Below are 12,963 nucleotides of genomic sequence, written 5' to 3' on the forward strand. Positions count from 1 at the left end.
TTGGGGTATAATGAGCTTTTTGGATTTAGAGAAATCGTCATGACCCAAACCACCCTAGCCGACCTGCAAAATAAAGCCAAACAATGGCGACAAGACATCACCTTTACCCAAGACGTGCTTGGCAAGCCTTTTACCTTTCACACCACTTGGGGGATTTTTAGTCCAGAAAAGCTAGATGACGGCAGTCTTATGCTCCTTGATTATATTGATTTTAAGGCGGATGATAATTCTATTGACTTAGGCTGTGGCTATGGTGTGCTGGGCATGACGGCAGGACGTGAATGCCCAAACGGTCAGCATATCCTAATTGATAAAGACTTTGTGGCGGTAGAATATGCCAAATTAAACTGCCAAAAAAATGGACTGACCAACACTCACGTTCAGATGTCCAATGGCTTTTATCATGTCAATAAAGACAAAAAGTTTAGCCTTGTGATGAGCAATTTACCCGCCAAAGCAAGTAAAGAGCAACACTATTTGTATCTACTAGATGCCTATGAACGCATGGAAGTGGGTGGGCGGTTTTATGTTGTTACCATTAATGGACTTAGGGATTTTATGAAACGCTCGTTTAATGAGGTGTTTGGTAATGCCGATAAAATCAAACAGGGCAAAACTTACACAGTAACACTTGCAGTCAAGCAATGATTTGATGGCATCACAGAGCGTATTGTAACAAATTTATATCAATGACTTTATTTTGTTACATTATTTTTGCTGATAATTCATATTTTATTTTCATTTTGATTGGGCGGAAGATTTGACAGTTACTTATATTACCTGATGGTTACCAAAGTCTTATTGAATATTACACAAACTTTTTTTATAATGTCCGTTCGTTCGGATTTAATTTTTATATCATCACATCAATTATCACTATTTTTTATATTAAGATTATAGAGGATCACTTATGAGTATTCATACAACGGCCGCCAGACGCCCTTCATGGCGTGGCATTTTTGCAGGACTTTTGATGGGTCTTGTTGTATCTATGATAATGCTGGCTTTGGCCCTAGTGCTAAGCTCTTTTTTATCACTAGATTTGCGTGGGGCAGGTATTGCTGCTGGCGTTTATGCCGCAGTAACCGCTTTAATCAGTGCTTTTGTTGCAGGGTTTTTTGCCGTCAAAGCATCAGCACCAGAGGCGTTATTTGGCGATGGTACCGACATTTTGCCAAAAGACGCTGCTTTAACAGGTATGCTAACCGCAGCAGCCATCGTTGTCATCAGCTCTGTATTTGCTTTTAATAGTGTAACTGGCATTGTAAGAACTGCTGGCAACGCTGTTGGCACAACCGCAGGTGCTATTGGAGGGGCTGCCAGTGCCGTTACATCAACGGTAACAACAGTAGCTGGTGCTGGTGCTACCGCAGCAGCTGGCTCATCTAATGCCGCAGGTGGCGATACCACTGCCAAAGCACAAGAGCTGTACCAAAAAGCCACAGGCAATATCAGCCGTCAAGACATCGAAGCTTGGGTTGCTAAGAACAACGAAACTTTTGATGAAGCACAAATCAGCGCAACAGTGAATGTGCTTGAAGACATGCTTAACAAAACCAAAGCTGACCTTAATGGCATGGATTTTACCAATCTTGACACATGGAAAAATATTGATGGATACGCCAAGCAGCGTGCCGATGAGGTGCAAGCCATTGTTACAGGTGATGAGCTTATTGCCAGACTACAAGCAGAGGGTTTAACCCAAGAGCAAGCATTAGAGGTGCGTGAAGAAACTGCCACCGCTTATCATGAATATCGTGCCAAAACTGAGCAAGCCATTGCTGATGCTAAGATGAATATTGAGCAAACGCTACAAAATGCAGAAGATACTGCTCGTAAAGCTGCCCTATATTCTGGTCTATTTTGGTTGATTAGCACGCTACTGACTTTCGTGGCAAGCATCATGGGTGCAAAAACTGCCGCAGCAAATTACCGTTTGGCATCGCCCATCACTGTTCGTGAGCGTGACCTTCGTTAATTATCAAAAAGCAATATTCTTAAAAATCTGTCAATATTTTGGCAGATTTTTTATGTCAATTTTTTATGCCATGTGATAAAATCAGAGTGAACTGTTTTGATGGTTCATGAACTTTTTGATTAAAAATGTATGAAAAATCCATTTCACTTAACACCCACCCCACGCACTTGTCCACATGGTGATTGTGGCAAGATATTTTGTGATGTGATTTATAAACATGGCATCATCTTTTGTCCGCATTGCCAAAAAAGCCTATTGGTCAATCCGTTTACGCCTGATTTACAGCAAATGACTTTTTGGCAATTTGTCAAATATTTCATCAAAAGATATTATAAATTATATGTGATTTGTACCGGCATATTCATATTGATTTATACCGATATATTCGCTTTTGCTGATTTAGATAAATTCAATCTTACAACAGGATTTTGGGTGGCAGTGATTATTCTTATGATTTTTTTGTTTTTTGTGGCAATTGTTGCCATTGAAAACAATCTAAGATATTATCATGCTTATAAAATAAAAAACAGACCCCTAATAAAAGGCGTGGATAACTATGATGACATCAAAAATGATTTTAATATCTCTGTTGCCCATGATAAACTAGCCACCTCTTTTGATGCACATGCACCATATTGTCCACATTGCCAATCTCAAAGATTTCACAACACAGCAGATGATGATTATGTGTGTCAAAAATGCCATACAAAATCATCTCTAAATCCAAAATTAAAAAAAACGAATACCATCCAATTTGCATCAATCTATGCCATCTCATTTTTGATGATAAAATATGTCAGTTCTGATTTTTATTTGTTTATTTATATTTTGGCTGTCTTTGTGATATTTTTAATCAACTTATCCATTAACTATTATTGGTACAAAACCCCAAAATGGCTACCTTAAATATCCCTCTTGCTGAACGAGTTCGCCCACAACAGCTCTCTGACATCATCGGACAGACACACCTATTGGGCAAGAATGCCCCCATTAGTCGTATGATTGCCCACAATCACCTGCCAAGCCTGATTTTGCATGGCGAAGCAGGGATTGGCAAGACGACTTTGGCACGCCTGCTTGCCAATGCTGTTGGGCGTGAATTTCATCTGTTATCCGCTCTTGATTTGACTGTCAAGCAACTGCGTGAACTCATGGATGGCAGTAAAATCACAACAAATACTTTGGATTTTGGGTCACCGGTGTTATTTATTGATGAAATTCATCGCTTTAATAAAGCCCAACAAGATGTATTGCTTGGAGCGGTAGAATCTGGAAAAATTACCCTTGTCGGGGCGACCACTGAAAACCCATCATTTAGCATAAACAACGCTTTACTCTCTCGCTGTCAAGTATATCGCTTAGAGTCATTGACCATTGATGAATTGGTGCAAGTGCTACAAAGGGCATTGGCGACTGATACATTTTTGAAAAATTTCACGGTACAAGGCGACCTTGCCAATATCGCACGCCTTGCCAGTGGGGACGCTCGTAAGGCATTGAATTTATTGGAAATCGCTTGCCAATACTCAGATGGTTTTACCCTAATCATAGATGATGCTTTGTTACAAAACATCGCCCAAACCGTGCTACCACGCTATGATAAGGCAGGCGATATACACTATGACATCATCTCGGCATTCATCAAATCGGTGCGTGGCTCGGACGCTGATGCCAGCATTTATTGGCTTGCTCGTATGCTTAGTGCTGGCGAGGACCCTGCGTTCATCGCCCGTCGTTTGGTGATTTTGGCAAGTGAAGATATCGGACTTGCCAACCCTAATGCCTTATTACTTGCCGACACCGCCTTGCGTTCGGTGCAGTCTATCGGTATGCCTGAGGCACGTATTATCCTCGCCCAAGCGACTGTTTACCTTGCCACATCACCCAAATCTAACAGTACCTACACGGCGATTAATGAAGCCCTTGCCTTTGTCAAAAACGACAACTCGCCTGTACCGCTCCACCTAAGAAATGGCGTAACTAAGCTCATGAAACAATTAGGCTATGGCGTGGATTATGTCTATCCGCACGATTATGCCAATCATTATTATCCCCAAACCTATTTGCCTGATAATTTGATTGGCAAACGCTTTTATTATTTTGCTGATAATCAAAAAGAGCAAAGCAGTTTTAATTTTATGAATTGGTTAAAGGGCAATCATTTATGAAAAACTTCACAAAAAGCGATTATGTTATTATGGCAATTTTTGTCTTGCTTTTCTTTTGGTATCACAATTACAGTTATAATTCAGCTATAATTATCATATTGGGATTTCTGATTTTTTTAATAATAAATTCCACCAAAATTATCAAAAAACAAAAAAAAGACACACTGTTTATAGCATATTTTGTTATGGGTTTGATGATAGCAATCATCTCAGATAACATCGCCAAACACTTTGTTGCCAAACATCAAGTGCATACTTGCGGTGTCGTCAGTCAAATTAATACGTCATTTTTAAAATATGATACTTTTTTATTAAAAGACCACCCAACCAATTTTCAATTAAAAGGCAATTTATCCATTGACGATAAAGTGTGCATTACTTATAATCCCAATGAAAAATGGTATGGCTATGCTTATGTGTTTGATATAGAAAAATTATAGATAAAATTATTTTTATTATTTTGATAATAATAAAAAATAGAAAAGTAGTTTTAATTTTTTTAAATTGGTTAAAGGGAAGTGTGAATGAAAATAGATAAAAGCACTTATGTCATTTGGGCGATTTTATTGCCACTATCATTGTTGTTGCATTATGATACCTATAAGGGTTGGATTACTCTTTTGGTGCTTGGGATTTGTTTGCTTTTTATGAATATTTTGGAAAAGTATGTCAAAAAAAAATAAAAAATTACAAGACGAGCAATTTAATATTTTATTTGCCATTATTATCGTCGTAACAATACTTTTAACACCAAAATTATCCTATTATTTAGCTCAATATTTTGTTGCCAAAAACCAAAGTAAAATTTGTGGGATTGTCAGTCAAATTAACAAACCATCTTGGGGTCATAATACTTTTAATTTAGAAAATAATGCAAGTAATTTTAAATTAAATATTTATGATAATTTATCCATTGACGATAAAGTTTGCATTACTTATAATCCCAATGAAAAATGGTATGGCTATGCTTATGTGTTTAAACTTGAAAAACAACCTTAATTATTTATTATGCTAAAATCCACCCACGCCCAAATTCTAAATAAACCTTATTCCCAAATTAAGGACTTAAAGCTCCATTGCCCTGATGAATTAGACAACATTAAGCACAATCACAAATCCGCTTGGCAAATTTTTAAAGCCTTTAATTTACAAATTTATCAAAGCCTACCCAATCATTTTGCCAAACCCCATATCCAAAATTGGTGCAACGGCTGGGAAATCAGACGGCACTTTTTTGCTTATTATAAATATGAAAATTATCTTGGCAATGCTCCGATTATTGTCGTGATTTTAAATAGGCAAAGGCTGATTGTTGCTTTGACGTGGCATTCTTATAAGGCAAACAGCTCAAATAGCACATTGGGGCAATTTAATAACTGGATAAATGAGATTGATTGGGCGGATTTTGATGACTTTTATTTTTGGCATAGTCGTGTTAATGAATATGGCGACTTTAAACAAGCTCATGAATTTGACTACGAAAAAGTAGAGCTAAACACAGGCGAATTTTACCGCTTGGGCAAATTTATAGCCAAAGATAAACTGGATAATTATGGCGATGACGAGCTAATAGAGTGGGTTAGGCAGACGATTGAGCGGTTAAGCAGGGTGTATGAGTGGTGTCATTAAACGCCTTTTTAAGAAAATCTTAAAGAGTATCGCAGGGGTGAATTGCAATTCGCCCAAAATCTGATATTTTATAGGGCAAATATGATTTTGCCCTTACAACACCATTTTAAAGCCAAGCGATAAAATTAGCCCAACTTTTTAACAACCACATAACGATAACTGCCGTCATCAAGGGTCTCTTGACTGGCAAGCGTATGCCCTAAATGCCGACAAAAGTTGGGAATGTCTCGGGTGGTGGCAGGGTCGGTTGCTAGAATATGAATCTCATCGCCCCCTTTGGCGGTGCGAATGCTCTTATGTAGGAGCATGACAGGTTCAGGGCAGATTAGCCCTGTGGTGTCTAGCATAATGGTATGGCTCATAGCGGACGCCCTTCAAAATCACTTAAAATCTGCCGTTCGTCTGCCGTCCATGCCTGTTTGTTGCCGTCTTTGTCGGTGCGGACGATGGTTGCTGTGCCGTTGGCAACGATGGCTTGTTGGGCGGTGCTGTAATATTCGTACGCCATGCTTAGGCTGGTGTTGCCGATTTTGGTGCATTTGACTCCAATCAGGAGCGTGTCAGGATAATGCACGGGGCGTAGGTAGTTGCATGATGACCCTGCCAAGATGGTCAAGGTCTCGCCTTTGAACATGGCAAGGGCGTGCAGGTAGCTGATACGAGCGGACTCGGAGTAACGGTAGTAGGCGACATTATTGACGTGGTTAAAAGCGTCCATGTCGCCCCATGCCACAGGCTGAACGTGGACGATAGGGTAGTCGTGTAGCTCGGTGGGGCGGTCGTTGCCTGTGAGTGTGGCGGTGTAGGGGTGAGTCATGGGGATGTCCTTTTAAGTTTCAATTTATCTAAAATAATGAATTTACTGTCTTTTTGCCTGCTTTGGGGCTTATTTTAACATCTGAATACTGCTTAGCTCTTTGTTTTTGGGGCTGTTGGCAAGCAAATCATAGACCCAAAATAGGGCGTCATCGATGGTATTTAGGGCGACCTGCTGTCCGATTTGTCCGGTTTTGGTGTCGGTATTGTTTATGGTTTTACCGTCTTTTTTGTCTTCTTTGATGGTTTGCTCGGACTGTTTTTTTAGGCTCTCAGGGTCAATCTTACCGCCGTGTAAGGTAATATGACTTTCTAGCTGTGAACGGACGTCTTGTAAGTAACTGGTCATCAGCCCCCTGTCTCGCACGTTTGCCGAACCGATGGCAAGCGATAACATCATGTTGGCATCATGGAGTAAGATATCGCCACGGCTAAGCGGAGCGTTGGGCGTGCTGGTCTGCTTGGTGCGTAAAAAGGCTTGTACGTCTCGCATTTTGATGATGTGAGCCTGCCATGCGTCAGGCTGTGTTTTTAGCGTGCCGATGTAGGCGATGTCCGCTTTTATGCTACTGCTTAGGGCGGATTTGACCGATGGAGCAATGCCGGTCATCTGACCAAGCTGATAATCAATGGCTTGCAAGGCGGTCAAGGTATCATCATAACTGCCTTGTTCAAAGAGTCGGTTGGTCATGGCAAGTTCGATTTTTAAAAACTCAGCGTCTTTGCTTGTTTCGGCTTTATTTGTTTTTTTGTGGCTGTCGGTTGGGGTGATGGCAAATAGGCGGTCGTCCATGTCGTTTAGGCGAGTGTCTACCGTGTCCATTTTGGCAAGGCGTTCATCCACTTTGTCTACGACTGACGTAAAAGAAAGGTATAGCCACAACAGTCCACCTGCCAGTAGGATGATGACCAGCCATTGTAGTCGCATGAGTACCACCCGAGCTTGGTCGGCTTGTTTTTTAAGCTCTTCTTTTTCGGTTTCTTTGGCGTGGGCGAATTTGGCGTCCAGTTCTTCTAGATTTGCTTTGATGGCTTCGGCACTCGGACTGTCGGGTTTTTTGGTGTTTGGCATGATGATAAAAGCGGTTAAATTTTAAAATGTCTCACGATGGGTAAGTTGCCATGACGTCCTGTATGGCTTGGTTTAGGGTTGATTCCGCCAAATCCGCCACGGGGCAGACACGACTGTGTGGATAGTGCGTGGCGGTTAGGGCGGTTAGGCGATGACCTAGGGTTAAATATATCACATTTTGTGGCAAAAGCCCATGCATGTGCGTGCGATGGCTGTGAATCTGTTGGTCACACACGCTCTGCCAAGCATTTAGGCTCATCTGACTGCTAATAAGGACAAAGATGGGCGAGTGCTTGTCAATTTGATGTTGATGATTTTGACTGCTGTGAAAAGTATCATCATGACTGTCATCGATGCCATTGCCAAGCAGACGAGTAAAATCACTTGTCAGCTCTGACGGCACGCACCGCTCATAAAAGGCGATGGCATGCACATTCACGCCACGTTCGATGAGCGTATCAGATAACAGCCGTCGCCCACCGACCCCACGCCATATCAACACATCATCGCCTGTGTGTAGCTCACCGATGGCGGGCATGGCAAGCATGCCTTCGTTGCTCATCGGGCACCCTACATCAAGGGGGGTCAGCACCGAAAAACCAAAATCCGCCAGTGCATCCGCTGTCGGCTGTCCCACGGCGATGACGGTTAGGGTGTCATGATGGGGCAGGTCGCAGGCATGGTTAATGCCTTGCTCTTTTAAAAAACGCACCGCACACGCCACCGCTTCCACACTCACCGCGATGAGCATGCCAAATTTACCATGGGTAAAATCCACCAAATCCTGCATTTCTGATTTCTCCAATTCATCAAAATGCCGAATGGCAAGCAGTGGCAAGCTGACACTACGGATGGCTAGGCTCATGTCGGCTTTGTGCTTGGGACGGGTGTTGATGAATAGGGGGGTCATGGTGTTGGGTTGATTGTACCTATGAAGTTGGTATTAGTTGTCTTGGTGTTGATACAGGGCTTTTAGAATTTTATCCGCCCCTTGGGCAAGTAGCTCTGTGGCGACAGCCTGCCCCAGTTGCTGGGCGTTTTGGATATTTTGTGTGGCATTGTCCGTGATGTCGGTCTGGGCGGTGACTTTTAAGAGAGTGCGACCGTCAGGCGTGCCTACCCGACCTTCTAGGTGCAGAATGCCTTTATCAAGCTGTGCAAACCCTGCAATCGGCACCTGACAGCCCCCTTCTAAGGCATGGTTCATGGCTCTCTCGGTGATGGCTCGTAGGGCGGAGATATCGTGGTTTAAAGGTTTGATGAGCTCTCTAATCTCATCATCTCGGCACTCGATGGCAAGCGTGCCTTGACCGACCGCAGGCAGGCAGATGTCGGCAGGCAAGCTGTGGCGAATGCGTTCGTGTAACTCTAACCGCTCCAAGCCGCTTTGGGCAAGGATAATCGCATCATAGTCGCCATTATCGAGCTTGCCAAGGCGTGTGCCGACATTACCACGCAAGCTGATGATTTCTAAGTCAGGGCGATAGGCACGCAGTTGGCATTCACGGCGTAGGCTTGATGTACCGACCTTTGCCCCTTGGGGCAGGTCATCCAAACTGGCAAAGTGGTTACTCACAAAAGCATCAAAAGGACTGTGGCGGTCAAGATACGCCCCAATGATAAGACCATCGGGTAGCACCATGGGTACATCTTTTAGAGAATGCACAGCAATATCAGCTTTACCGCTTAGTAGAGCGGTTTCTAATTCTTTGACAAATAGGCCTTTTCCGCCGATTTTGGCAAGGGGAGTATCTAGGATTTTATCGCCTTTGGTGACCAGCTCTAACAGACGAATGTCAAGTTCGGGGTGGAGTTTTTGAAGTTCGTCTTTGACAAAATGAGCCTGCCAAAGTGCAAGTGGAGATTGGCGTGTGGCGATGGTTAGGGTTTTCATGATTGTGTTATCGCTATGTTATCTTATAAATGATTGCCTATTTAACCACATTTACCCCAAAATGCCAAATAAAAATTCACACCAGTCAATTCTTAGCATGGCTATAAATAATGACTAAATCAAGGCAGCTAAAATGCAAAAGGATAATACAAAAGGCAATATAAAAGGGCGAATCAACGCCCTTGGATGGTGTCGGGTGGCTAGCCCCGTTAAATGCTGTGAATCTTCTCTCTGAGCATGGGCAGATGACGGCGTGATACCGACAGTTTCTCAGGCATGCCCCGAAAACGCACTTGGTATTGACCGCTGTCCACCGTCTCCAACAAATCCAAATAATCCAGATTAATCAAAGCATTGCGATGGATGCGGAACATGATGCCTTCAAACTCTTCTTCTAGGTCTTTTAAGGTTTCATCAATGAGTACCACGCCATTTTTGTGGCGTACTTTGACGTATTTTTGGTCAGCGGTAAAATAGTAGACATCAGACAGTGAGATGAGCTCAACGCCACGGTGTGTGCGTGCGGCGATGTATTGACGAGTGCGACCGCTTTTGCCATTTTTCTCATTAAGGCTTGCTTGTTGGGCGGCGTTGATGCGACAACATTTTTGCAAGGCATTTTTGATGTCGTTTTCTTGGATGGGGATGGGTAGATAGTCGCAAATACCCCATTTGAGGGCATTTAACATAAGATGAGTATCATCCAACCCAAAGAAGATGATGGCGGGTGGGTGGTTAAATTCTCGATTGATTTTTTGGCAAAATTCTTCAATGTAAGCCAAGTGAGCATTGATGAGTAAAATCTCAGGCTGGTGTTCCATAACCAGTGTATAAGCTTCTTCTAGGCGCTCTGCTTGCCCGACGATTTCATGCGTGAGCGACTCGATGATTGTTTGAATGTGCTTGCGTAGGGCTGGCTCACTCTCGCAGATTAGAATTTTCATTTGTCTCTCCTTAATATTGTGGCATGTGCTAGGTTGTCCACCTGCTGTTGGTAAGTCGCCAATGATGGTGTATTCTTGTAAAATTATTCATTACAACAAACACTTGCCAAAAATCATCGGCATATCATGATGAATAACCAAATGTTTTTTTGATTGAATAATTTTATTTATAGATTAACTTTTGCTAATTAAGGATTTTAGCAAAAGTTAATGCAAAAGAAAAGTGGGTGTGTCAAAATTTTATTCAATCAGTGCAAGAGCCATGCCAATAAAACCAAATCAGTCATAAAAATTAACAAAAGACAAAAGCAGATGAGTTGGTTTGCCGACTATCTTATCACAATATTTTAAATTTTGACAATTTTCTAGAAGTCTTTATGGGAATGAGTGCCAACACAAGCGTAATAAATGGTTATGTGTTGTATATGGTTGATTTTTTAACTTTTCATTTGCACTCTGTAAAATGAAAAAGTACTACGGTTTCCGTTCGCGGTGAGCCTGTCGAACCATAACGGAAACCGACCCTTCGACAAGCTCAGATACCATGATACCCCACCTAAGTCAATGGTTTTTTAAGTATCTGGTATCTAGTATCTTACAAACTAACTTAAAGATACTTGTTGCTCAAAGGATGTTTGGGTTTTGATAACACCAAAACAGATATGTACCAATTTACGCATACAAGCACATAAGGCTTGCATTTTGGTTTTACCGTTTTGTTGTAATCGTTCATAAAATGCCTTAATGGTGCTATTATAACGAATGGCACTCATTGCAGACATATACAGCTTAGCACGCAAAGAGACTTGCCCTTGTTTGGACAGTTTGGTTGCTCCCTTAAAGACACCTGACTGTCTTTGTTTGGGTATTAAGCCTAAAAACGAAGCCATCTGTGAGGCTTTTTTAAATTGTTTGGTATGCATTAAACACACCACTTCTTTGGCAATAACAGAACCAATGCCGTCAATGGTTTCAAGTAAGGTTTTGTCTTGCTTTAAACTTGGTTGTTTGTCAACAAAGTCATCAATGTCTTTGGTGAGTTTGGCAATTTCCTCTTGAAGGACATTGATGACTGTTTGCATGGATGCTTTAACCAAATCGGGCAGATTGGGTGATAAGAGCAACTCTTGTCGGTTTTGCTCTCGTTGCAAATCTTCTTTGAGTGCTTCTAAGCGAGCCAATAGAGCTTTTAGCTGTTTGGCTTCAATGCTAGGTGCTACCCAAACCTCAGGCTTGTGGCTATAACCATACCTTGATAAAATAATGCTGTCTTTTTTATCAGTTTTATGGATTACCCCCAAACTGTCTGCAAATTTGCGGACATAGTTAGGATTGACAATGCTTTGCTTGATATTATTATCATCAAGAAACTCACTTAGGTGTTCATGATAAACCCCTGTTGCTTCTAGGATGATGTGTAGCTCATCAAGATGATTGCTGACATTGGTTTTTAACCAAGCAAGCAGTAAATCAAAGCCTGCTTTGTTGTTGTTAAAAACCTTGGTTTTTACTTTATTTGTGCTTGGGTTTATAAATGCAACATCAAACTTTGCTTTGCTGATGTCTATGCCAATATAGTGTATCATCTGTCTCTTGCCTTGTTTATGCAGTGTCTGTTTTAATAAACGCACTTAGATACCATTCAGAGTTAAGATGACAAGCAAAGGACACCATCTGAGCACCAGTGTTAAGACACTAAGGGCGAACCCGTGTTCTCTTTGCTTGTATAACCCAACAACATTCTAGCAGATAATCTAGGTTTGGTGTTGGGTTGATACAAGGGTGAACGGTTTTCGTAGTAAAATTCAAATTTGTTAACTGTATATGCAAAAGTTTGACATGTTTTGATAAAAATATGCTAAAATAGAAAAAGGCAGACTAGGCAATCGCCGTCCGACCACTTAATTTGATTTTAAAGTTAATGTTGTGATAAATGTTATCCTATTTTCAACTTATATAGTTCATTGATTTATCAATGGCGAATGTGATTTGCCCCCACAGCCCAAAATAATTATGGGGCAGTCAATAAACTACCATTTTAAGTTAAAATTGAAGTAAATGTTAGTCAAATTAAGTGGTCGGAGGGAGGAAAGTCCGGACTACATAGGGCGACGTGCTAGCTAACGGCTAGGAGGCGAAAGCCTACGACCAGTGCAACAGAGAATAGACCGCCCGACCACTCAACCAAGTATTTATTGTAATTTTAAAAAATTGTAATTGTAAAAATATTTGGTTGAGTGGTTGGGTAAGGGTGAAACGGTGGGGTAAGAGCCCACCGCATGACTGGCAACAGTTCATGGCAAGGTAAACTCCACGTGTAGCAAGACCAAATAGGTATCCAATGAGTTGCCCGCTTAGGATACGGGTAGGTTGCTTGAATGCATGAGTGATTGTGCGTCTAGATGAATGATTGTCCACGACAGAATCCGGCTTATCGGTTTGCCATCTATTTTTATAAAAAT

At 41.7% G+C, this 12,963-nt stretch carries 15 protein-coding genes and 1 other RNA gene; 9 read left to right on the forward strand and 7 right to left on the reverse strand.

Features of this window, described 5'->3' with window-relative positions; genetic code table 11:
* Positions 1-39: 39 nt before the first annotated feature.
* The 8 genes from AAHK14_RS07050 (at position 40) to AAHK14_RS07085 (ending at position 5,775) form a co-directional block, all read left to right on the forward strand.
* Positions 40-648 (forward strand): methyltransferase, encoded by a 609-nt coding sequence (locus AAHK14_RS07050; protein ID WP_194092562.1) that lies wholly within the window; start codon positions 40-42, stop codon positions 646-648.
* Between the two features lie 262 nt (positions 649-910).
* Positions 911-1,978, forward strand: a complete 1,068-nt coding sequence (locus AAHK14_RS07055) for a hypothetical protein (protein WP_194092563.1) — start codon at positions 911-913, stop codon at positions 1,976-1,978.
* Between the two features lie 129 nt (positions 1,979-2,107).
* Positions 2,108-2,884 carry a hypothetical protein gene (locus AAHK14_RS07060; RefSeq protein WP_194092564.1) on the forward strand — a complete coding sequence of 259 codons (777 nt, stop codon included), beginning with the start codon at positions 2,108-2,110 and terminating at the stop codon, positions 2,882-2,884.
* Complete coding sequence (locus AAHK14_RS07065; protein WP_194092565.1) at positions 2,872-4,146, forward strand: replication-associated recombination protein A; 1,275 nt, start codon at positions 2,872-2,874, stop codon at positions 4,144-4,146. The genes AAHK14_RS07060 and AAHK14_RS07065 overlap by 13 nt, the downstream gene beginning before the upstream one ends.
* A complete protein-coding gene (locus tag AAHK14_RS07070) occupies positions 4,143-4,586 on the forward strand; it encodes a hypothetical protein (protein ID WP_065255799.1) in 444 nt (147 codons plus the stop codon). The genes AAHK14_RS07065 and AAHK14_RS07070 overlap by 4 nt, the downstream gene beginning before the upstream one ends.
* A gap of 84 nt (positions 4,587-4,670) precedes the next feature.
* Entirely contained in the window at positions 4,671-4,829 is a 159-nt protein-coding gene (locus AAHK14_RS07075; protein WP_156065083.1) for a hypothetical protein, read from the forward strand.
* Entirely contained in the window at positions 4,813-5,145 is a 333-nt protein-coding gene (locus AAHK14_RS07080) for a hypothetical protein (protein WP_065255798.1), read from the forward strand. The genes AAHK14_RS07075 and AAHK14_RS07080 overlap by 17 nt, the downstream gene beginning before the upstream one ends.
* Before the next feature lie 9 nt (positions 5,146-5,154).
* Positions 5,155-5,775, forward strand: a complete 621-nt coding sequence (locus AAHK14_RS07085; protein ID WP_065255797.1) for an HI_0552 family protein — start codon at positions 5,155-5,157, stop codon at positions 5,773-5,775.
* Between the two features lie 125 nt (positions 5,776-5,900).
* Here the strand turns inward: AAHK14_RS07085 and tusA are convergent, their stop codons facing one another.
* The 7 genes from tusA to AAHK14_RS07120 all read right to left on the reverse strand — a co-directional run bounded on the left by tusA (position 5,901) and on the right by AAHK14_RS07120 (position 12,132).
* Positions 5,901-6,137, reverse strand: a complete 237-nt coding sequence (gene tusA / locus AAHK14_RS07090) for a sulfurtransferase TusA (RefSeq protein WP_065255796.1) — start codon at positions 6,135-6,137, stop codon at positions 5,901-5,903.
* Positions 6,134-6,592: an acyl-CoA thioesterase gene (locus AAHK14_RS07095; protein ID WP_065255795.1), complete on the reverse strand. Its 459-nt coding sequence runs from the start codon at positions 6,590-6,592 to the stop codon at positions 6,134-6,136. Before AAHK14_RS07095 ends, tusA begins: the two co-directional genes overlap by 4 nt.
* A 69-nt stretch (positions 6,593-6,661) precedes the next feature.
* On the reverse strand, positions 6,662-7,663 hold the full coding sequence (locus AAHK14_RS07100; protein WP_065255794.1) for a hypothetical protein: 1,002 nt from the start codon (positions 7,661-7,663) through the stop codon (positions 6,662-6,664).
* 31 nt (positions 7,664-7,694) lie between these two features.
* Positions 7,695-8,573, reverse strand: a complete 879-nt coding sequence (locus AAHK14_RS07105) for a uroporphyrinogen-III synthase (RefSeq protein ID WP_065255793.1) — start codon at positions 8,571-8,573, stop codon at positions 7,695-7,697.
* A 33-nt stretch (positions 8,574-8,606) separates the two neighbouring features.
* Positions 8,607-9,557 carry a hydroxymethylbilane synthase gene (hemC, locus tag AAHK14_RS07110; protein ID WP_065255792.1) on the reverse strand — a complete coding sequence of 317 codons (951 nt, stop codon included), beginning with the start codon at positions 9,555-9,557 and terminating at the stop codon, positions 8,607-8,609.
* 209 nt (positions 9,558-9,766) lie between these two features.
* Positions 9,767-10,501, reverse strand: coding sequence for a LytTR family DNA-binding domain-containing protein (locus AAHK14_RS07115; RefSeq protein WP_065255791.1), 735 nt, complete (start codon positions 10,499-10,501; stop codon positions 9,767-9,769).
* A 602-nt stretch (positions 10,502-11,103) separates the two neighbouring features.
* Positions 11,104-12,132: an IS110 family transposase gene (locus AAHK14_RS07120; RefSeq protein WP_346818240.1), complete on the reverse strand. Its 1,029-nt coding sequence runs from the start codon at positions 12,130-12,132 to the stop codon at positions 11,104-11,106.
* Between the two features lie 431 nt (positions 12,133-12,563).
* Here AAHK14_RS07120 and rnpB point away from each other — a divergent pair.
* An RNA gene (gene rnpB, locus AAHK14_RS07125) (RNase P RNA component class A) lies at positions 12,564-12,951 on the forward strand.
* Positions 12,952-12,963 lie beyond the last annotated feature (12 nt).

The organism is Moraxella sp. K1664 (assembly GCF_039693965.1).
GTDB lineage: Bacteria > Pseudomonadota > Gammaproteobacteria > Pseudomonadales > Moraxellaceae > Moraxella.

Excerpts from the sequence above, each read along its gene's own strand:
- AAHK14_RS07055 (WP_194092563.1), top strand. The coding sequence starts at position 911 with ATGAGTATTCATACAACGGCCGCCAGACGCCCTTCATGGCGTGGCATT.
- hemC (WP_065255792.1), bottom strand. The coding sequence starts at position 9,557 with ATGAAAACCCTAACCATCGCCACACGCCAATCTCCACTTGCACTTTGG.
- AAHK14_RS07105 (WP_065255793.1), bottom strand. The coding sequence starts at position 8,573 with ATGACCCCCCTATTCATCAACACCCGTCCCAAGCACAAAGCCGACATG.
- AAHK14_RS07050 (WP_194092562.1), top strand. The coding sequence starts at position 40 with ATGACCCAAACCACCCTAGCCGACCTGCAAAATAAAGCCAAACAATGG.
- AAHK14_RS07115 (WP_065255791.1), bottom strand. The coding sequence starts at position 10,501 with ATGAAAATTCTAATCTGCGAGAGTGAGCCAGCCCTACGCAAGCACATT.
- AAHK14_RS07065 (WP_194092565.1), top strand. The coding sequence starts at position 2,872 with ATGGCTACCTTAAATATCCCTCTTGCTGAACGAGTTCGCCCACAACAG.
- AAHK14_RS07075 (WP_156065083.1), top strand. The coding sequence starts at position 4,671 with ATGAAAATAGATAAAAGCACTTATGTCATTTGGGCGATTTTATTGCCA.
- AAHK14_RS07085 (WP_065255797.1), top strand. The coding sequence starts at position 5,155 with ATGCTAAAATCCACCCACGCCCAAATTCTAAATAAACCTTATTCCCAA.
- tusA (WP_065255796.1), bottom strand. The coding sequence starts at position 6,137 with ATGAGCCATACCATTATGCTAGACACCACAGGGCTAATCTGCCCTGAA.
- AAHK14_RS07095 (WP_065255795.1), bottom strand. The coding sequence starts at position 6,592 with ATGACTCACCCCTACACCGCCACACTCACAGGCAACGACCGCCCCACC.
- AAHK14_RS07060 (WP_194092564.1), top strand. The coding sequence starts at position 2,108 with ATGAAAAATCCATTTCACTTAACACCCACCCCACGCACTTGTCCACAT.
- AAHK14_RS07080 (WP_065255798.1), top strand. The coding sequence starts at position 4,813 with ATGTCAAAAAAAAATAAAAAATTACAAGACGAGCAATTTAATATTTTA.
- AAHK14_RS07070 (WP_065255799.1), top strand. The coding sequence starts at position 4,143 with ATGAAAAACTTCACAAAAAGCGATTATGTTATTATGGCAATTTTTGTC.
- AAHK14_RS07100 (WP_065255794.1), bottom strand. The coding sequence starts at position 7,663 with ATGCCAAACACCAAAAAACCCGACAGTCCGAGTGCCGAAGCCATCAAA.